Genomic DNA, 19,432 nt, shown 5'->3' on the forward strand with positions numbered 1-19,432 from the left:
GCTGATGCACGAGGCCCTGCATTCCTGGCCGGTGGAGGTGCTGGGCCGGGTGCTGCCGCGCCTCCTGCGCATCATCTTCGACATCAACGCCCGCTTCCTGGGGAAGCTGGGCAGCCAGCCGGGCGGCGGCACCGAGCTGCAGCGCAAGCTCTCGCTGGTGGACGAGACCGGTGAGCGCCGCGTGCGCATGGCCTACCTGGCGGTGCTGGCCAGCCATTCGGTCAACGGCGTGTCGGCCTTGCACTCCGAGCTGATGAAGCAGTCCATCTTCGCGGACTTCGCCAAGCTCTGGCCCGAGCGCTTCAACAACAAGACCAACGGCATCACGCCGCGGCGCTGGCTGGCCCAGGCGAACCCGGGCCTGGCCCAGCTGCTGGACCAGCGCATCGGCCGCGGCTGGCGCCGCCAGCTCGACCAGCTCGAGGGCCTGAAGGCGGCCATCGAGCTGCCGGGCTTCCTGGGCGCCTTCCGCCGCGTCAAGCGGCAGAACAAGGAACGCTTGGCCGCCCTGGTGCAGAAGCGCCTGGGCGTGAGCCTGGACACCAACGCCCTGTTCGACGTGCAGGTCAAGCGCATCCACGAGTACAAGCGGCAGCTGCTCAACGTGCTGCATGTCATCACCCGCTACCGCCGCATCCTGGACCAGCCCGACGCGCAGTGGGTGCCGCGTGTGGTGGTGTTCGCCGGCAAGGCGGCCTCGGCCTACTACATGGCCAAGCTGGTGATCCGGCTCATCAACGACGTGGCCGAACTCGTCAACAACGACCCGCGCGTGGGCGACAAGCTCAAGGTGGTGTTCATTCCCAACTACAGCGTGAGCCTGGCGGAGGTCATCATCCCCGCGGCCGACCTCTCCGAGCAGATCTCCACCGCCGGCACCGAGGCCTCGGGCACCGGCAACATGAAGTTCGGCCTCAACGGAGCGCTGACCATCGGCACGCTGGACGGCGCCAACGTGGAGATGCGCGAGCACGTGGGCGAGGACAACATCTTCATCTTCGGCCACACCGCCGAGGAGGTGGCCGGCCTGCGTGCCCGTGGCTACCAGCCCCGCGAATGGCTGGAGGAGGACGACGAACTGGCCGGGGTGCTGGACATGCTCGCCAGCGGCACCTTCAGCCCCGGCGAGCCGGCCCGCTACCAGCCCATCGTCGACACCCTGGTGAACTGGGGCGACCACTACCTGCTGCTGGCCGACTACCGCAGCTATGTGGACACCCAGGACCGGGTGGACGCCCTGTACCGCGCGGAGGACGAGTGGACCCGCAAGGCCGTGCTCAATGTGGCTGGCATGGGCTTCTTCTCGTCCGATCGCACCATCGCCGAGTACGCCCACAGCATCTGGCACAGCACCCCCGTGCAGGTTCCAGCGCCGAACGTGACGGATTGAGGTTTCGGCAGCTGCGGGTGTTTCAAGCCGTGTCTTTACGTTAAAGCTCCCGCTCTTCGCGTCGATAGGAGGGGCGTCACGTCGTTCGATGACGGGGCGCCTCTGGAGATCGAGCGATGCGAGTGCGTGTGCGTGTGGGATGGTGCGGATTGGGGGCCCTGGCCGGTTTGCTGGCGGGGTGCGGTGGCGGCGGCGATGGCCCGGACGCGAGCAGCACCGCCAGCGCGAACAGCGCGACATCCATGGCGCAGACCGCCGGGGTGCGGCGTCCCGTCACCACCACCACCACAACAGCCACCACCACCAAGGCCACGGTGAGCGTCAGCGACCGCCAGACGGCCGCCGCCAAGGTCGCCACCACCGACCCGTCCTGCACCGGCCTGACCGCCTTCTATTGGGAGATCGGGGACAAGACCGGCAAGCTCGGCAGCGGGCAAGGCGGCACGGGCAAGACCAAGACCGCCGCGTCCACGCTGATGCCCGTGGCTTCGGCGTCCAAGTGGGTCTACGCCAGCACCGTGATCGAGGCTCAGAAAGGGGTGCTCAGCGCCGACGATGTGAGCTTTCTCTCGATGCGCTCGGGCTACACCAACTTCAACGACTGCAGTTCGGCCGCGGGGACCACCGTCTCGTCCTGCCTGGCCGCAGCCGGCCGCTTTGCCGGTACCAATGGGGACTATGAAGCCGACACCGCGGGCCAGTTCTATTACGGCGGCGGCCACATGCAGGTGCATGCGGTGCAGCGCGGCTGGGGCAGCGACACGACCTCCGCGCTGACCACCGCCCTCAAGAGCATCAAGGGCATGCCGACGAACTCCTTCAACTACACCAATGTGCAGCTGGCCGGTGGTGTGGGGAGCAACGCCACCAACTACGGCCTGTTCCTGCGTCGCGTGCTGGATGGCACCTTGGCCCAGACTGCGGCCGCGCTGGGCCGGCATGCGGTGTGTGCCCATGCCAACGGCAGCGATTGCACGGGGGTGATCTTCAGCCCGATCAACCAGTCCCGCCCGGGCGGCCCCAACGACATCAGCAACGAGAGCTGGCACTACAGCCTGGGCCACTGGGTGGAAGACGACCCCAGCGTGGGGGACGGCGCCTTCAGCAGCCCCGGCAAGTTCGGCTTCTACCCCTGGATCGACAAGAGCAAGACCTGGTACGGCGTGCTGGCCCGCTACGACGCGACCAACGTCTACAACAGCGATCCGACCAAGACGCCCTACAACACCTCGCGGCTGTGTGGTCGCAAGATCCGGCAGGCTTGGCTGAATCCATGAGCCCGGCGGCCCCGGGGGGCGAAGCGGCCTACAATTCGCCCCCTTTCCCGAATCCCCTGCGAGCCTGCCTTGGACCTGCAACTGCCCATCAAGATCGTTGACGAACTGGCCGAGACCATCGTCGAGTCCACCGGCATCCTCGACCTCGCCAGCGGCGAAATCCGCAATGTGGTGCTGAGCGAGGACAACGATCCGCCCTACAGCGGCTTCCCGGCCGAAGACGCCGAGTACGAATTCACCTGCGGCATGCTGTCCAACGGCAGCAAGGAAGTCGAGTTCCGCATCGAGGTCGACGTGGTCGGCCGCAAGTACTCGGTGACGCCCTCGGAACTGCTGGAGCTCAAGGGCCGCGCGGCCCGCCTGTTCTCGGCCGCGCCCGAAGCACCCGCTGCCGCACCGGCCAAGAAGGGCCGCAAGCCGCGCGACTGAGTGCTGCGCTGAGTGCCGCTGCCCACGCCGGGCAGACACCGATCCGACACCGACCGGCTCCTACAATGCCGGCACCTGATGCCCCAGGGCGCCCCATGCTGCACAGCGCGGGGCGCCCTGGTCTCATTCCAGCCCCTGTTTTCCTCACCCTCGCCTGAGCGACCGCCATGCCTGTGAATCTGCAAGCCCCCGTTCCCGAGCAACTCCATCCCGTGGCCGGCGTGCGCCTGGGCATCGCCGAAGCCGGGGTTCGCAAGGCCCACCGCAAGGACCTGGTGGTGATCGAGCTGGCTGAGGGCTCGGCCGTGGCCGGTGTGTTCACCCAGAACCGCTACTGCGCCGCGCCGGTGCAGGTCTGCCGTGAACACCTGGCCGCCGGCACCGCGGTGCGCGCGCTGGTGATCAACACCGGCAACGCCAACGCCGGCACCGGCGCCGACGGCCTGGCGCGGGCCCGCCGCACCGCCGCGGCCCTGGCGGCCCAGGTGGGCGTGCAGCCGCAGCAGGTGCTGCCGTTCTCCACCGGCGTGATCATGGAGACGCTGCCGGTCGAGCGCATCGAAGCCGGTCTGCCCGCCGCACTGGCCGATCTGTCCGCCTTGAACTGGGGCCGCGCCGCCGAAGGCATCATGACCACCGACACCCTGCCCAAGGCCGCTTCGCGCCAGGTGCGGATCGGCGGCAAGACGGTCACCGTCACCGGCATCTCCAAGGGCGCCGGCATGATCCGCCCCAACATGGCCACGATGCTGGGCTTCGTCGCCACCGACGCGGTCATCGCCCCGGCCCTGCTGCAGCCGCTGGTCAAGGCCGCGGCCGATGCCTCCTTCAACCGCATCACCATCGACGGCGACACCTCCACCAACGACAGCTTCGTGCTGATCGCCACCGGCCAGGCCGGCCACGCCGAGATCACCGCGCTGGACAGCACCGAGGGCCAGACCCTGCAGGCGGCCGTGTTCGCCGTGGCCCAGCAACTGGCCCAGGCCATCGTGCGTGACGGCGAAGGAGCCACCAAGTTCATCACCGTGCAGATCGACGGCGGCCGGACCGAGGCCGAGTGCCAGCTGGCCGCCTACGCCATTGCCCACTCGCCCCTGGTCAAGACGGCCTTCTTCGCCAGCGACCCCAACCTGGGCCGCATCCTGGCCGCTGTGGGCTATGCCGGCATCGCCGACCTGGACCAGACCCGCATCGAGATGTTCCTGGACGACGTCCACGTCGTGACCCAGGGGGGCCGCAACCCGGCCTACCGCGAAGAGGACGGCCAGCGCGTGATGAAGCAGGCCGAGATCACCGTGCGCGTGCACCTGGGCCGCGGCGCCGCCAGCGCCACCGTCTGGACCTGCGACCTCTCGCACGACTACGTCAGCATCAACGCCGACTACCGCTCCTGAGCGCCGTCCGGCCATGGCACGCGGCGCCCGCGCGATCGAGCAGGTCCGTCTGCTGCCTTGCCGTCTGCCGCAGGCGGAGGCCGTGGCGGCAGACAGTGTGCGGGCCTTCGGTCGTCATGTGCACGAGCAGTTCGGTGTGGGCTGCATCGTTCGGGGCAGCCAGCAATCGGCCAGCGGCCGAGGGCCGGTGCAGGCCCAGGCCGGTGATGTGATCACCGTGAACCCCGGCGAAGTCCATGACGGTCATCCGCTGGACGATGCCGGTCGGGCCTGGTGCATGCTGTACCTGTCGCCGGACTGGGTGAACGCGCAGGCCGCCGAGCTGAGCGAGGGGCGTCATGTCCATTGGGAGTTCAGCCTGCCAATGGCCCGCGAGCCCGGCCTGGCCCAGGCCTTCGCTGGCCTGTTCGCGGACCTGACCGGGCCAGCGGACGCCGTGGCGGGCCTGGCGGGTGAAGAGGCGCTGTGCCTGCTGCTGGGGTGCCTGGGTGGGCACCGGCTGCCTTCGTTGCCAGGGGCGGTGCCGGCGGGCGTGCAGCGGGCCAGGCAACTGCTGGACGACAGCCCCGAGGCCGCCCTCAGCCTGGCCACCCTGGCACGGGAGGCGGGGCTCAGCCGCTTCCATTTTCTGAGGGCGTTCAGCCGCGCCACCGGCTTGACGCCGCACGCCTACCAGATGCAACGCCGCCTGGGGTTGGCCCGGCGGATGATGGCCGCCGGCCTGCCGCTGGCCGACACCGCGGCCGCCAGCGGCTTTGCGGACCAGAGCCACCTCAGCCGCCTGTTTCTGCGCTGCTATGGCCTGACGCCGGGACGCTACCGGCGGGCGTGCTTGCCGGCCCACAGGGCGGCTTGACCGGCAGCGCCGCAGCGCAATTCCGTTCAAGCCCTCCGTGGGGCCACCCTCCAGCATGGGCCATGGTTTCCCATCGCTCAACGGAGTGCTCCCATGTCCCTGCTGTCCTGCGTCCTGGCGGCCCTGGCCTCGCCAACCTTCCTGCTCACCTCCCTGCTGATCGTGGCCTCTCCTGGCACGGGGGCGGTGCTGACCATCGTCGCCGGCCTGCAGCAAGGGCGCCGCGCTGCGCTGACCACCGCCTGGGGCTGCACGCTGGGGATCGTGCCGCATCTGGCCCTGAGCCTGAGTGGGGTGGCGGGCGTGCTGCGCATGCACCCCTGGGCTTTCGAGCTGCTGCGCGGCCTGGGTGTGCTCTACCTGCTCTTCCTGGCCTGGCAGAGCCTGGCCGCGCGCGGTGCGCTGGCCCTGGACGCCGCGGCCACACCCGCCCGCACGGGCCTGGTGCGTCAGGCGGTGCTGGCCAATCTGCTCAATCCCAAGCTGTCGCTCTTCTTCCTGGCCTTTCTGCCGCAGTTCGTCCAGCCGGCCCAGGGGCAGGTTCTGCAGCAGATGCTGGGCCTGTCCCTGGTCTTCATGGCCATGACCTGGATCGTGTTCGCGCTTTACGGCGTCTTTGCGGCCGCGGTGCGGGTGCATCTGCTGGCCAGTGTGCGGGCCATGGCCTGGCTGCGGCGTGGCTTCGCGGCCGCCTTCGCCCTGCTGGCGGCCCGCCTCATGCTGTCCAGCCGCTGAGTCATGGTTTGTGCCCCAGCAGCACCGGCTGGAACAGCACGTCGTCGCGGCGTTCGACGGCTTCGAAGCCGGCCTCCGCCATCAGCTGGGCCAGGCGCTCCAGCGTGACCGCGCGGTAGCGGCTGCGCAGCACCTCGGTTTCGCAGCGGCCGTCGGAGTGCTCCACTGTGCGGTACAGGCGCAGGTCGTAGCAGTCGCCATCCAGAGCAGGTGGTAGTCAGGGGCCAGCCGGTCGTAGAAGGCGGTGTCCATCGCCGGCCCGCGTCAGGCGCCCGCTCAGTAGGGGGCGGGCGAGGGGGCGTCCAGCTCGCCGCGGTATTCCACCTTGCCCTTGAGCTTGGCGCGCGGGTGCACGTCCAGCTGGGCGTCGTAGAGCGCGTCGCCGATCAGCGTGCCGCTGCCGGTGATCTCCAGCGTCTGGCGGGCGATCACCGTGCCTTGGACCCGGCCTTCGATCAGCACGTGGTCGGCCTCGATGGTGGTCTGCTCCACCCGGCCGCCCGGGCCGATGTGCACGGTGCCGCCCTGGGCCACCTGGATGCCGCCCTTGAGCACGCCGTCGATGCGCAGCCCCAGGCCCTGCTGGGCGCTGAACGAGCCTTCGAACACGGCGCCTTCGGCGATCAGGCTGGAGATGGCGTTCAGGGCCTCGACGGGCACCAGGCGGGGGTTGAAGTTCGGGCTGTTGTCGGACATGGGCGGACCGTGCGTGGGGGGCGAGAGCCTCGGGTGGAAATCATTGTGCCGCAGGGGCGGCGGTGGCTTGTGAGCGGGTGTGCCCGGGCCTCAGTGTGCCCCCAGCCAGGGGGCGAGCCAACCCTGCCGCCAGGCCCAGGCGGCGGCACCCAGCAGGGCCGGGGCGCAGGCCCACAGCAGCCCCCGGCCCAGGGCCCAGCGCCACTGGCGGGCGCGCAGGCGGCGGCGTGCCAGCGGGGCGCCCTGGGCCTGGGCGCGCGCCAGGGCCTGGCGGCGCAGGCTCTCCCGGTCCAGCAGGCGTGGGGCGGAATCAGGTGCCGTCATGGCCGGTGGCCGGCGCAGTGCTCACCCGTTCGACCTGGGCGTTCAGCTCGGCGCCGTTGACCTGCAGCTGGCCGTAGCGCAGCCGGCCGCTGACCACCGCGCTGGCATGCAGGGCTGCCCGGCCGCCGGAAACGTCCAGGTCGCCCTCGGCCCGGCCCAGCACCGACAGGCTGCGGGCCTGCAGTTCGCCCTGCAGGTGGCCGGTCTCGGTGATGGTGACATGGCCTTCCGGGCCCGGTGTGCGCACGCGGCCGTGCAGTTCGCCGGCCACGGTCAGGCTGCCTTCCAGCGTGACCTGGCCCTCGAAACGCCAGCCGGCGGCCAGCTGCGAATGGCGTGGGGCCGAGGGCAGGGGCGTGGTCGGTGCCAGGGTGGGGAGTTCCAGCGTGGGCAGGTGGCTGAGGTCCGGCAGGGCGGCGCCCAGCGGAATGCGCGGCGGAAAGGTGGGATCGGGAGATTCGGTGTCCATCGGGGTCAGGCCATGGTGTCGAGCACGGGCAGCAGGCGTTCGCGCTGCAGGGTGCGGAAGGGGCCTTGCATCACCCCGCCTTCGTACAGGCGCAGGCGGGCGGCGCTGAGGCTGCCGGTGCAGACGCCGGTGCTGGCCACCTGCACGGTGCCCTGGCATTCGACGGCGGTGGTGGTGTCGGTGTCGTCGGTCACGCCGCCCAGATGGCCCAGCACGATCAGGTCGCCCAGGATGCGAAAGCGCCCCTGCAACTGGCCGGTGTGCCAGATGACCAGGCGGCCGGCGATCTCGCCCTCGCCGCGCAGCGTGCCCTGCAGCAGCAGGCCGCCCTTGAAGTTCAAGCTACCTTCCAGCACGGTGCCCTCGGCCACCCGGTTGACGATGTGCATCGCCACCGGGTCCAGCACCAGGGTGTCCTGCGGTGGGGTGGGGGCGCTCATCCCGGGCCTCCGGCGCTCCAGCGGGCCAGGGCCCAGACGCCAGCGGCCAGCAGGGCGCTCCAGCCCAGCCACAGGGCGATCAGCAGGCGCCGACGCAGGCGGGGCAGGGCGGCCAGGTCCAGGGGCTGTCCGGCCAGGGCAGCGGCCGGGTGGTCCTGGCCGAGGCCGCTGGCGAGCCCGGCCAGCAGTCGGCTGCGGTCGCCCAGGCCCTCCAGCCACAGGGCGCGGTCCGAGGCCTCGCGCACGCCCTGGCCGGGGCCGAGCGTGAGCAGCGTGGCCGGGCCCACCACCTGTTCGGTCAGGTAGCGGTCAAGGGGGTCGGGGGCGGACATCCCGCGATTATTGCGGAGCCGTGACCCTGTTCCGGTCGGGGGCTGTGTCGGCGCCGCCACGGCGCTGCTAGCATCGTTGCCCGCCTGCGCCTGACCCGGGTGCCGGGCACTCGAACTGAAAGAGAACGTGACCCATGAGGTCCTGGTGGATGGCTTTGCGCGCGCGGTTCCGGCTCGCGCCCGACGACCTGCTGCGTGACCCGACCTACCGCCGGCTCTGGTCCTCGATCCTGATCAGCTCCCTGGGCACCCAGGTGACCCTGCTGGCCGTGCCGCTGACCGCGGCGGTGCTGCTGCACGCCTCGCCCACCCAGATGGGCTGGCTGACCACCATGGAGCTGCTGCCCTTCCTGCTGTTTTCGCTGCCCGCGGGGGTGTGGCTGGACCGGGTGCGCAAGCTGCCGGTCTACATCGCGGGTGAGCTGAGCCTGGCCCTGGTGGTGGCCACCGTGCCGGTGGCCTGGTGGCTGGGCTGGTTGCAGATGGGCTGGCTCTATGCGGTGGCCTTCGTGATCGGCACGGTCAACACCACGGCCGGTTCGGCCTCGCAGATCGTGCTGACCCAGGTGGTGGAGCGTGACCGGCTGGTGGAGGCCCATGCCAAGAATGCGCTGGCCAACTCCGGGGCCGAGGTGGCGGGGCCGGCGGTGGCCGGTGCGCTGATCCGGGCGCTGGGCGCGCCGCTGGCGTTGCTGGTCAACGCGGTGCTGCTGATCGGCTCGGCAGCCATCCTGCGGCTGATCCGGGTTCAGGAGACGCTGCGCCCGGCACAGGCGGGCAGCTTCTGGCGCGATTTGTGGACGGGCCTGTCCTTCGTGCGGCAACAGCGTCTGCTGGTGACATTGGCGGCTTGCGTGGGGGCCTGGCAGTTGAGCAATCAGTGCGCCAATGTGGTCCAGATCCTCTTTGCCACCCGCCGCTTGGGCCTGAGCGAGCAGGCGGTGGGCCTGAGCTATGTGGCCCTGGGCGCGGGCACGGTGACGGCCAGCCTGCTGGGCGACCGCCTCAGCCGCCGGCTGGGGCCGGGCCCGGCGCTGGTGAGCGGCTTCGCTTGCACCGCCCTGGGCTGGCTGCTGCTGGCGCTGGCGCCGGTGGGGCCGCTGGGCGTGGCCGCCTTCGTGGCCTGCCTGAGCCTGTTCGGGGCCGGGGCCATCTTCATCTTCATCAACTTCATCGCGCTGCGCCAGGCCGTCACGCCCGAACCCCTGCTGGGCCGCATGACCAGCGTGATGCGCTGGCTGATCCTGCTGCCCTCGGTGCCCGGCGCCATGCTGGGCGGCTGGCTGGGGGAGCATGTCAGTCTGCGGGCGGCGCTGGGTTTCGCCGGTGCCAGCTGCGCGCTGCTGGCGCTGGTGGCCTGGCGGCTGCCGCGCATCCAGGCGGTGCGGGAGCTGCCCTCGGTGGACAGCCCCGGGCGGCGGCTGGAGGCGGTGGACGTCGGCGTGGCCTGAGGCCCCGGGCTCAGGGCCCCAGGGTGTCGGTGATGATGCGGTCCACGCCCAGGGCCCACAGGGCGTCGGCGCGGGCTGCCTCGTTCACCGTGTAGACCCAGCAGGCCAGGCCCTGGGCGTGCAGGCCGCGCAGGGTGTCGGCGTCGATCAGCCGATGGTTCAGCACCACGCCCTGGCAGCCCAGAACCTGCGCCTGCTCCACCCAGCCCGGCGTCAGTGCATCCAGCAGAAGAGCGCGGGGTAGCTCGGGGGCAGCCGCTGCCGCCGCCGAGAGGGCGGCCGGCTGGAAGGAGGACAGCCAGGGCGTCGGGGTGCCGGGGTGCCAGAGCTGCCGCACCGCGTCGGCCACCGCCTGGCCGGTGGCCTCGGCTTGTCCGAGCAACGGTTTGAGTTCGAGATTGACATGCAAGCCTTCGGCGTTCGCGAAGGCGGCCAGGGCCGCCAGCCGGGCAGGAGGCTCGCCGGCCCAGCCGGGGCCGCACCAGGCGCCGGCGTCCAGCCGGGACAGGCTGGCCCAGTCCGCCGCGGCGGCCGGGCCTTGGCCCGAGGTGGTGCGCTCCAGGGTGTCGTCGTGCAGCAGATAGGGCTCGCCGTCGGCGGACAGCTTCACATCGCACTCGAAGGCCCGGTAGCCCAGTTGCCAGCCGTGGCGGAAAGCGGCCAGGGTGTTCTCCGGGGCCCGGCGGCCGGCGCCGCGGTGGGCGATCCAGCGCGGCCAGGCCGCTGCGGCGGGTGAGGGGGGGCGCTTGGACGATGGCATGGGGCAGATGGGCGGGGTGGGGGGCGAGGTGGCGGGATCGGGCAGAGCATGCCATGCCCCACAGGCGGGCTTTCCCCCGGACGGTATCATTCACGCCCTCGTGCCCCTGACAGGTGCGTGCGGCCGGATCCCCCGGTCCTCCCGCTTTTTGCCTGCCCGCCATGAACGCGCCGCTGCCGATTCCCACCGTCCCCACTCTGAACGGGGACCACCCCGTCGAAGACGCCGCCGCGCCCCGGCTGCGCGAGATCCCGTACAACTACACCTCGCTGTCCGACCGCGAGATCGTGCTGCGCCTGCTGGGCGAGCGCGCCTGGGATCTGCTGAACCTGCTGCGCGATGAGCGCCGCACCGGCCGTTCCGCCCGCATGCTCTACGAGGTGATGGGCGACATCTGGGTCGTCAAGCGCAACCCCTACCTGATCGACGATCTGCTGGACAACCCGCGCCGGCGCGGCCAGCTGATCGAGGCCCTGCACCACCGCCTGACCGAGGTGGAGAAGCGCCGCACCCCCGAGGTGGACGCCCAGCGCGACGCCCATGTGGGCGAGTTGCTGGTGCTGGCCCGCGCTGCGGTGGATCGCTTCGCCACCCGCTTCGTGCAGGTGGACGAGCTGCGCCAGCGTGCGCGCAAGCTGTTCGCCCAGTGCACCCGCAAGGACAACATCAAGTTCGACGGCCTCTCGCGCGTCTCGCACGTGACCGACGCCACCGACTGGCGGGTGGAATACCCCTTCGTCGTGCTGACCCCGGACACCGAGGCCGAGATGGCCGGCCTGGTGGCGGCCTGCGTGGAACTGGGGCTGACCGTGATCCCGCGCGGAGGTGGCACCGGCTACACCGGCGGCGCCGTGCCCCTGACCTGGAAGAGCGCGGTCATCAACACCGAGAAGCTCGAGCAGATGACCGAGGCCGAGATGAGCACGCTGCCCGGCGTGGACCATCCGGTGCCGACGATCTGGACCGGCGCCGGCGTGGTCACCCAGCGGGTGGCCGATGCGGCCGAGCGGGCGGGCTTCGTCTTCGCGGTGGACCCGACCTCGGCCGAGGCCTCCTGCGTGGGCGGCAACATCGCGATGAACGCGGGCGGCAAGAAGGCCGTGCTGTGGGGCACCGCGCTGGACAACCTGGCCAGCTGGAAGATGGTGACGCCCGAGGCCAAGTGGCTGGAGGTCACCCGGCTGAACCACAACCTGGGCAAGATCCACGACGTCGAGGTGGCCAGCTTCGAGCTGAAGTACTTCGACGCCAGTGGCAAGCACCTGGAGCGCACCGAGCGCCTGGACATTCCGGGCCGCGTCTTCCGCAAGGAAGGCCTGGGCAAGGACGTCACCGACAAGTTCCTGGCCGGCCTGCCCGGCGTGCAGAAGGAGGGCTGCGACGGCCTGATCACCAGCGCGCGCTGGGTGGTGCACCGCATGCCCAAGCACACCCGCACCGTGTGCCTGGAGTTCTTCGGCAACCCCAAGGACTGCGTGCCCTCGATCGTCGAGATCAAGGACTTCATGTTCCAGGAGATGAAGCAGCCGGGGGGCGCCATCCTGGCCGGTCTGGAGCACATGGACGACCGCTACCTGAAGGCGGTGGGTTACGCGACCAAGAGCAAGCGTGGCGGCATGCCCAAGATGGCGTTGTTCGGCGACATCGTCGGCGATGACGAGGACCGCGTGGCCAAGGCGGCCAGCGAGGTCATCCGCCTGGCCAATGCCCGCTCGGGCGAGGGCTTCATTGCCGTCAGCCCCGAGGCCCGCAAGAAGTTCTGGGCCGACCGCAAGCGCACCGCGGCCATCAGCCGCCACACCAACGCCTTCAAGGTCAACGAGGACGTGGTGATCCCGCTGGAGCGCATGGGTGAGTACACCCTGGGCATCGAGCGGATCAACATCGAGCTGTCGCTGCGCAACAAGCTGGCGCTGACCGAGCGGCTGGAGGCCTTCTTCACCGAGGGCGAGCTGCCCCTGGCCAAGACCGACGAGGCCGGCGAGCACACCCGCGACGAGCTGCTGGACGAGCGCGTGCCCGAGGCGCTGACGCTGATCCGCAGCGTGCGCGGCCTGTGGCAGCACTGGCACGACCACCTCGACGAGGTGCTGCCCAACGAGAGCCGCAGCTTCTTCGACCAGCTGCAGGACCATTCCCTGCGCGCCTCCTGGAAGAAGGACCTGCTCAAGCCGCTGCAGCTGCTGTTCGCCGGCTCCACCTTCGCGCCCATCATCGAAGGCGTCAAGCAGGTCCACAAGGACGTGCTGCGCGGCCGCGTGTGGGTGGCCCTGCACATGCACGCCGGTGACGGCAATGTGCACACCAACATCCCGGTCAACAGCGACAACTACGAGATGCTGAAGACCGCGCACGAGGCGGTGGCCCGCATCATGGTGCTGGCGCGCAGCCTCAACGGCGTGATCTCGGGCGAGCACGGCATCGGCATCACCAAGCTGGAGTTCCTCTCGGACGAGGAACTGGCCAACTTCACCGCCTACAAGGCCAAGGTGGATCCGGAAGGGCGCTTCAACCGCGGCAAGCTGCTGCGCGGCGAGGCCCTGAGCCGCCTGGGCGAGGACGTGCACGCCGCCGACCTGAGCCATGCCTACACGCCCAGCTTCGGCCTGATGACGCACGAGTCGCTGATCATGCAGCAGAGCGACATCGGCGACATCGCGGCCTCGGTCAAGGACTGCCTGCGCTGCGGCAAGTGCAAGCCGGTGTGCTCCACCCACGTGCCGCGCGCCAACCTGCTCTACAGCCCACGCAACAAGATCCTGGCCACCTCGCTGCTGGTCGAGGCCTTCCTCTACGAGGAGCAGACCCGGCGCGGCGTGTCGATCAAGCACTGGGAGGAGTTCGAGGACGTGGGCGACCACTGCACGGTCTGCCACAAGTGCCTGAGCCCCTGCCCGGTGAAGATCGACTTCGGCGACGTGACGATGGCCATGCGCAACCTGCTGCGCAAGATGGGCCGCAAGAGCTTCCGTCCCGGCCAGGCCGCGGCCATGCTGATGCTCAACGCCACCAACCCGGAGACGATCAAGCTGGCCCGCACGGCCATCGTCGGCGTGGGCATGAAGGCCCAGCGGCTGGCGCACGACGTGTTGTCCATCGCCGCCAAGCACCAGACCGGCGCGCCGCCGGCCACGGTGGGCACCGCCCCGATCAAGGAGCAGGTGATCCACTTCATCAACAAGAAGATGCCGGGTGGCCTGCCCAAGAAGACCGCGCGGGCGCTGCTGGACATCGAGGACCGGGAGTACGTGCCCATCATCCGCAACCCGGCCGTCACCACGGCCGAGACGGAGGCGGTGTTCTACTTCCCCGGCTGCGGCTCGGAGCGCCTGTTCAGCCAGGTGGGCCTGGCCACCCAGGCCATGCTGTGGCATGCCGGCGTGCAGACCGTGCTGCCGCCGGGCTACCTGTGCTGCGGCTACCCGCAGCGCGGGGCCGGCCAGGCCGACAAGGCCGAGAAGATCATCACCGACAACCGGGTGCTGTTCCACCGCGTGGCCAACACGCTGAACTACCTGGACATCAAGACGGTGGTGGTGAGCTGCGGCACCTGCTACGACCAGCTGCAGGGCTACCACTTCGACAAGATCTTCCCGGGCTGCCGCATCATCGACATCCACGAGTTCCTGCTCGAGAAGGGCATCAAGCTCGATGGCGCCGGTGGCTACCTCTTCCACGATCCCTGCCACTCGCCGATGAAGCAGCAGGACCCGATGAAGACGGTCAAGGCGCTGGTGGGCGACGCGGTGGTCAAGAGCGAGCGCTGCTGCGGCGAGTCGGGCACGCTGGCGGTCAGCCGGCCCGACATCTCGACCCAGGTGCGCTTCCGCAAGGAAGAGGAGATGCGCAAGGCCGAGGCGACGCTGCGCGCCACCGGCGTGGTGGGCCAGCAGCAGGACCTGAAGATCCTGACCTCCTGCCCCAGCTGCCTGCAGGGTCTGTCTCGCTATGGCGATGACCTGCAGAACGGCCTGCTGGAGGCCGACTACATCGTCGTCGAGATGGCGCGCAAGATCCTGGGCGCCAGCTGGATGGAAGACTACGTCGCCCGCGCCAATGCCGGCGGCATCGAGCGGGTGCTGGTGTGATGAAGCAAGCCGGTTGCGAACTGTGCGAGCACGCCGCCACCGCGGCCTGGTCGCTGGTGCATGCGGGCGAGCGCCTGCGCGTGGTGCGGGTGCTGGACGCGCCGGAGTTCCCGGCCTTCTACCGTGTGATCTGGAACGAGCACGTGGCCGAGATGAGCGATCTCTCGCATGTGGACCGGGCCCACCTGATGGACGCGGTGCTGGCCGTGGAGCATGTGCTGCGCACCAGCCTCAAGCCCACCAAGATCAACCTGGCCACGCTGGGCAATGTGGTGCCGCACCTGCACTGGCACGTCATCGCCCGCTTCGACTGGGACAGCCACTTCCCGCAGCCCATCTGGGGCAGCCGCCAGCGCACGCCCGAGCCGCCGGCCGGCCAGCGCCTGGCCGTGCCGCTGACCGAACTGGACGACCGGGTGCGCCGCGCCCTGAATGCCTGATTTCCGCTGGATTGCCGCATGAGTTCCCCCACCCCCACCGCGCTGACCCTGCACCAGGCCTCCCGCGTGCTGGAGATCGGCTTCGACGACGGTCAGAGCTTCCGCATTCCCTTCGAGCTGCTGCGCGTCTATTCGCCCTCGGCCGAGGTGCAGGGCCACGGCCCGGGCCAGGAGGTGCTGCAGACCGGCAAGCGCAACGTGCTGATCACCGACGTGGCCATGGTGGGCCACTACGCGCTGCAGCCGCGCTTTGACGACGGCCACGAGTCCGGCCTCTACACTTGGGCCTATCTGTACGATCTGGGCGCGCGGCAGGCCGAGCACTGGGCGGCCTACGAGGCCCGGCTGAAGCTGGCCGGCGTGGACCGCGACACGCCGATGCCGGCCAAAGACGGTCCGTCCTGCCACTCGCACTGAACCGGGCACCCGTCGGCGCCACCACCCATTCCAAGAAAGAGTTCCATGTCGCAGACCCACTTCGGTTTTGAAACCGTGGACGAGGCCGAGAAGGCCGGCAAGGTCAAGGGCGTGTTCGATTCGGTCGCCTCCAAGTACGACCTGATGAACGACTTCATGTCCATGGGCCTGCACCGGGTCTGGAAGGCCTACACGGTGGCGGTGGCCAATCTGAAGGAAGGCGACGCGGTGCTGGACATCGCTGGCGGCACGGGTGACCTCTCGCGCGCCTTCGCCCGCAAGGTCGGCCCGACCGGCACCGTGGTGCACACCGACATCAACGAGGCCATGCTGCGCACCGGCCGCGACCGCCTGCTCGACGAGGGCCTGTCGCTGCCGACGACGATCTGCGACGCCGAGAAGCTGCCCTTCAAGCCGGGCACCTTCGACCTGGTGAGCGTGGCCTTCGGCCTGCGCAACATGACCCACAAGGACCAGGCCCTGGCCGAGATGTGCCGGGTGCTCAAGCCGGGCGGCCGGCTGCTGGTGCTGGAGTTCTCCAAGGTCGCCAAGCCGCTGCAGAAGCCCTACGACTGGTACTCCTTCAACATCCTGCCCAAGCTGGGCCAATGGGTGGCCGGCGACGCCGACAGCTACCGCTACCTGGCCGAGTCCATCCGCATGCACCCGGACCAGGCCACCCTCAAGGCCATGATGAAGACAGTGGGCTTCGGCCATGTCGACGTGCACAACCTGACCGGTGGCGTGGTGGCCCTGCACGTGGGCATCAAGTGCTGAGCTGAATCCCGCGGGCCGGGGCGGCCGGTGCCTGGCGCGCCGTCCCTGCCGCGGCATACTGCGGGTTCGCACAGAACGGACCCGAGATGCCCCAGATCCTGTTGACCGGCGCGGCCGGCTACATCGCCTCCCACACCTGGCTCGCCCTGCAGGCGGCCGGCTTTGACGTCGTCGGTGTCGACGACTTCTCCAACAGCTCGCCCGAGGTGCTGCGCCGCATCGAGGCCCTGGGCGGCCGGCCGGTGGTGTTCGAGCAGGCCAATGTCTGCGACAGCGCGGCCATGGACGCCATCTTCCGCAAGCACCGCATCGATGCGGTGGTGCATTTCGCGGCCTTCAAGGCCGTGGGTGAGTCGGCCGAGAAGCCGCTGGCCTACTACGCCAACAACATTGGCGGCCTGGTCAACACCCTGCAGGTGATGCAGCGCCACGGCGTGAAGACCTTCGTCTTCAGCTCCAGCGCCACCGTCTACGGCACGCCGGTCTTCCTGCCCTACACCGAGGCCCATCCGCTGGCCGCGATGAACGTCTATGGCCGCACCAAGCTGATGGGCGAGCAGATCCTGCGCGACCTGGAGACGGCCGATCCGTCCTGGGCCATCGCCTGGCTGCGTTACTTCAACCCGGTGGGCGCCCACGAGAGCGGCCAGATGGGCGAGGACCCGCGCGGTGTGCCCAACAACCTGATGCCCTATGTGCAGCAGGTGGCGGTGGGGCGGCGCGAGTTCCTGTCCATCTTCGGTGGCGACTACGACACGCCGGACGGCACGGGCGTGCGCGACTACCTGCACGTGATGGACCTGGCCGAGGGCCATGTGGCGGCCCTGCGCTACCTGTTGGACGCGAAGAAGGGCTGCACCGTCAACCTGGGCACCGGCGTGGGCTACAGCGTGCTGGACCTGGTCCGGTCCTTCGAGCGGGCCGCCGGCAAGCCCATTCCCTGCAAGATCGTGGAGCGTCGCGCCGGCGATCTGCCCAGCTACTACGCCGACGCCACCCTGGCCAGGACCCTGCTGGGCTGGCAGGCCACCCGCAGCCTGGACCAGATGTGCGCCGACAGCTGGCGCTGGCAGAGCCAGAACCCGCAGGGCTACGGGCCGGGGGCCTGATCCGGCGTCCAGCCGATTGACCGGCCGCAGGAGAGGGCGGGAGCCCCCTCCTACAATGCCGGCATGCCTGATCCCATCGCCGCACTGACCGACCTGGTCCTGCCTGCGCTGACTGCGCGCTTCGTCCTGCTGGCCAACCATGTGCTGACGGCCGCTCCGGTGGCCCCGGAACGCCTGAAGCCCCACGCCGGGCGGGTGCTGAAGGTCGAGGTGGCGGGCTGGAGCGGCCCGCTGCCGCCGCCCCCGCCGCTGGCGCTGCGGGTGACGCCGGCCGGCCTGTTCGAGGCTGGCGACGAAGCGGGCGTCCCGGCCGACGCCGACTTGCACCTGCGCCTGGATGCCTCCCGCCCGCTGGATGCCGCCCGCCGCCTGGCCGGTGGCGAGCTGCCGCCGGTGCAGATCGAAGGCGATGCCGCCTTCGCGGCCGATGTGAACTGGGTCGTGTCCAACGTCCGCTGGGATATCGCGGCTGACCTGGAACGGGTGATGGGCCCCGGCCTGGCTGAAGGCCTGGCCCAGGCCGGCAGCCAGGCTCTGGGCGTGCTGCGCCAGATGGCCCAGGGCGTGGCCGGTTCGATGCAGCGACCCTGAGGACCGGCGCGCCCATGCGGTACTTCATGCGTCTGGCCTTCATCGTCCTGACCCTGCTGCGGCATGGGGTGGACGATCTCGTGCTCTCCCGCTTCGACCAGCACCGCTGGCTGCGGATGCTGTCCTGGGTCACGACCCGCGGCCGGCGCCTGGACGCGCCGCGCGGCCAGCGTCTGCGTCTGGCCCTGGAGGCCCTGGGCCCCATCTTCATCAAGTTCGGTCAGGTGCTCTCCACCCGGCGCGATCTGGTGCCGCCGGACATCGCCGATGAGCTGGCCCGCCTGCAGGACCGGGTGCCCCCCATTCCCGCCGCCCAGGCCCGCCGCCTGATCGAGCAGGGCCTGGGGCAGCCGATCGAGGCGGTGTTCGCCAGCTTCGAGAGCGAGGCCGTGGCCAGCGCCTCGATCGCCCAGGTGCACTTCGCGGTGCTCAAGGACGGCCGCGAGGTGGCCGTCAAGGTGCTGCGCCCGGGCATGCTGGACGTCATCGAGGACGATCTGGCCCTGCTGCACACCCTGGCCCGCTGGGTCGAGCGCCTGTCAGCCGATGGCAAGCGCCTGCGCCCGCGCGAGGTGGTGGCCGAGTTCGACGGCTACCTGCACGACGAGCTGGACCTGGTGCGCGAGGCGGCCAATGCCGCCCAGCTGCGGCGCAACATGGCCGACCTGCCGCTGATCCTGGTGCCGGAGATGCACTGGCAGTGGTGCAGCGCCACCGTCATCGTGATGGAGCGGATGAAGGGCATCCCCATCAGCCAGACCGATCGCCTGCGCGAGGCCGGCGTGGACATCCCGAAGCTGGCCCGCGACGGCGTGACGATCTTCTTCACCCAGGTCTTCCGCGACGGCTTCTTCCACGCCGACATGCACCCGGGCAACATCCAGGTCAGTGTCGATCCGGCCACCTTCGGTCGCTACATCGCGCTGGACTTCGGCATCGTCGGCACCCTGACCCAGGTCGACAAGGAATACCTGGCGCAGAACTTCCTGGCCTTCTTCCGGCGCGACTACCAGCGCGTGGCCGAGTTGCACGTGGAAAGCGGCTGGGTGCCGCCCAACACCCGGGTGGATGCGCTGGAGGCGGCCATCCGCGCCGTCTGCGAACCGCACTTCGACCGGCCATTGAAGGAGATCTCGCTGGGCCAGGTGCTGATGCGCCTGTTCCAGACCTCGCGCCGCTTCAATGTGGAGATCCAGCCGCAGCTCGTGCTGCTGCAGAAGACGCTGCTGAACGTCGAGGGCCTGGGTCGCGAGCTGGACCCGGACCTGGACCTCTGGTCCACCGCCAAGCCCTTCCTGGAGCGCTGGATGAACGAGCAGCTGGGTTGGCGCGCCCTGGTGCGCCAGCTCAAGGCCGAGGCCCCGCGCTACGCCCAGCTGCTGCCCGAGTTGCCGCGCCTGGTGCACCAGCGTCTGCAGGAGCGCCCCAACCGCGAGCCCGACCCGGTGCTGTTG

General features: G+C 70.0%; 21 protein-coding genes. 14 read left to right on the forward strand and 7 right to left on the reverse strand.

The genetic code is table 11. From position 1 onward, the window contains the following. The 6 genes from glgP to I73_RS24730 form a co-directional block, all read left to right on the forward strand. Positions 1-1,390, forward strand: a 1,390-nt coding sequence (gene glgP, locus I73_RS24705) for a glycogen/starch/alpha-glucan family phosphorylase (protein ID WP_026097179.1), incomplete at its 5' end; no start/stop codon positions are given. A 242-nt stretch (positions 1,391-1,632) separates the two neighbouring features. Continuing rightward, positions 1,633-2,667, forward strand: a complete 1,035-nt coding sequence (locus I73_RS24710) for a hypothetical protein (RefSeq protein WP_051049360.1) — start codon at positions 1,633-1,635, stop codon at positions 2,665-2,667. A gap of 69 nt (positions 2,668-2,736) precedes the next feature. Continuing rightward, positions 2,737-3,096 carry a hypothetical protein gene (locus tag I73_RS24715; protein ID WP_022983074.1) on the forward strand — a complete coding sequence of 120 codons (360 nt, stop codon included), beginning with the start codon at positions 2,737-2,739 and terminating at the stop codon, positions 3,094-3,096. A 167-nt stretch (positions 3,097-3,263) separates the two neighbouring features. Continuing rightward, positions 3,264-4,493: a bifunctional glutamate N-acetyltransferase/amino-acid acetyltransferase ArgJ gene (argJ, locus tag I73_RS24720; RefSeq protein WP_022983075.1), complete on the forward strand. Its 1,230-nt coding sequence runs from the start codon at positions 3,264-3,266 to the stop codon at positions 4,491-4,493. A gap of 13 nt (positions 4,494-4,506) precedes the next feature. Then, complete coding sequence (locus I73_RS24725) at positions 4,507-5,349, forward strand: AraC family transcriptional regulator (RefSeq protein WP_022983076.1); 843 nt, start codon at positions 4,507-4,509, stop codon at positions 5,347-5,349. Between the two features lie 93 nt (positions 5,350-5,442). Next, positions 5,443-6,084 (forward strand): LysE family translocator, encoded by a 642-nt coding sequence (locus tag I73_RS24730; RefSeq protein WP_022983077.1) that lies wholly within the window; start codon positions 5,443-5,445, stop codon positions 6,082-6,084. 1 nt (position 6,085) lies between these two features. On the opposite strand, the gene I73_RS33425 is transcribed toward I73_RS24730, so the two are convergent. From I73_RS33425 to I73_RS32200, 6 genes are all read right to left on the reverse strand, one after another. After that, entirely contained in the window at positions 6,086-6,250 is a 165-nt protein-coding gene (locus tag I73_RS33425; RefSeq protein ID WP_022983078.1) for a hypothetical protein, read from the reverse strand. 110 nt (positions 6,251-6,360) lie between these two features. Beyond that, the gene (locus tag I73_RS31190) at positions 6,361-6,780 is read right to left on the reverse strand and encodes a polymer-forming cytoskeletal protein (RefSeq protein WP_022983079.1); all 420 of its coding nucleotides are present in this window, start codon (positions 6,778-6,780) and stop codon (positions 6,361-6,363) included. Positions 6,781-6,870: 90 nt separating this feature from the next. After that, positions 6,871-7,104 carry a hypothetical protein gene (locus I73_RS32920; RefSeq protein ID WP_022983080.1) on the reverse strand — a complete coding sequence of 78 codons (234 nt, stop codon included), beginning with the start codon at positions 7,102-7,104 and terminating at the stop codon, positions 6,871-6,873. After that, entirely contained in the window at positions 7,091-7,573 is a 483-nt protein-coding gene (locus tag I73_RS24750; protein ID WP_022983081.1) for a polymer-forming cytoskeletal protein, read from the reverse strand. Before I73_RS24750 ends, I73_RS32920 begins: the two co-directional genes overlap by 14 nt. 5 nt (positions 7,574-7,578) lie before the next feature. Then, positions 7,579-8,013, reverse strand: coding sequence for a polymer-forming cytoskeletal protein (locus tag I73_RS24755; protein ID WP_022983082.1), 435 nt, complete (start codon positions 8,011-8,013; stop codon positions 7,579-7,581). Next, positions 8,010-8,345 carry a hypothetical protein gene (locus tag I73_RS32200; RefSeq protein WP_022983083.1) on the reverse strand — a complete coding sequence of 112 codons (336 nt, stop codon included), beginning with the start codon at positions 8,343-8,345 and terminating at the stop codon, positions 8,010-8,012. Before I73_RS32200 ends, I73_RS24755 begins: the two co-directional genes overlap by 4 nt. Before the next feature lie 134 nt (positions 8,346-8,479). Here I73_RS32200 and I73_RS30500 point away from each other — a divergent pair, with 134 nt between their 5' ends. After that, positions 8,480-9,796 (forward strand): MFS transporter, encoded by a 1,317-nt coding sequence (locus tag I73_RS30500; protein WP_051049361.1) that lies wholly within the window; start codon positions 8,480-8,482, stop codon positions 9,794-9,796. Between the two features lie 10 nt (positions 9,797-9,806). On the opposite strand, the gene ugpQ is transcribed toward I73_RS30500, so the two are convergent. Beyond that, the gene (gene ugpQ, locus I73_RS24770) at positions 9,807-10,556 is read right to left on the reverse strand and encodes a glycerophosphodiester phosphodiesterase (RefSeq protein WP_022983085.1); all 750 of its coding nucleotides are present in this window, start codon (positions 10,554-10,556) and stop codon (positions 9,807-9,809) included. Positions 10,557-10,717: 161 nt separating this feature from the next. On the opposite strand from ugpQ, the gene I73_RS24775 reads away from it, so the two are divergent. The 7 genes from I73_RS24775 to ubiB all read left to right on the forward strand — a co-directional run. Beyond that, positions 10,718-14,644, forward strand: a complete 3,927-nt coding sequence (locus I73_RS24775; protein WP_022983086.1) for an FAD/FMN-binding oxidoreductase — start codon at positions 10,718-10,720, stop codon at positions 14,642-14,644. After that, a complete protein-coding gene (locus I73_RS24780; RefSeq protein ID WP_022983087.1) occupies positions 14,644-15,084 on the forward strand; it encodes an HIT family protein in 441 nt (146 codons plus the stop codon). The genes I73_RS24775 and I73_RS24780 overlap by 1 nt, the downstream gene beginning before the upstream one ends. Before the next feature lie 18 nt (positions 15,085-15,102). After that, the gene (locus I73_RS24785; protein ID WP_022983088.1) at positions 15,103-15,501 is read left to right on the forward strand and encodes a gamma-butyrobetaine hydroxylase-like domain-containing protein; all 399 of its coding nucleotides are present in this window, start codon (positions 15,103-15,105) and stop codon (positions 15,499-15,501) included. Between the two features lie 45 nt (positions 15,502-15,546). Next, entirely contained in the window at positions 15,547-16,278 is a 732-nt protein-coding gene (gene ubiE / locus I73_RS24790) for a bifunctional demethylmenaquinone methyltransferase/2-methoxy-6-polyprenyl-1,4-benzoquinol methylase UbiE (RefSeq protein ID WP_022983089.1), read from the forward strand. A gap of 86 nt (positions 16,279-16,364) precedes the next feature. Beyond that, positions 16,365-17,387 (forward strand): UDP-glucose 4-epimerase GalE, encoded by a 1,023-nt coding sequence (gene galE, locus I73_RS24795; protein ID WP_022983090.1) that lies wholly within the window; start codon positions 16,365-16,367, stop codon positions 17,385-17,387. 63 nt (positions 17,388-17,450) lie between these two features. Then, entirely contained in the window at positions 17,451-17,978 is a 528-nt protein-coding gene (locus tag I73_RS24800) for a hypothetical protein (RefSeq protein ID WP_022983091.1), read from the forward strand. A 14-nt stretch (positions 17,979-17,992) separates the two neighbouring features. Next, the coding region (gene ubiB / locus I73_RS24805; protein ID WP_022983092.1) for a ubiquinone biosynthesis regulatory protein kinase UbiB at positions 17,993-19,432 on the forward strand (1,440 nt) is incomplete at its 3' end.

This window comes from Ideonella sp. B508-1 (assembly GCF_000333615.1).
GTDB lineage: Bacteria > Pseudomonadota > Gammaproteobacteria > Burkholderiales > Burkholderiaceae_C > Ideonella.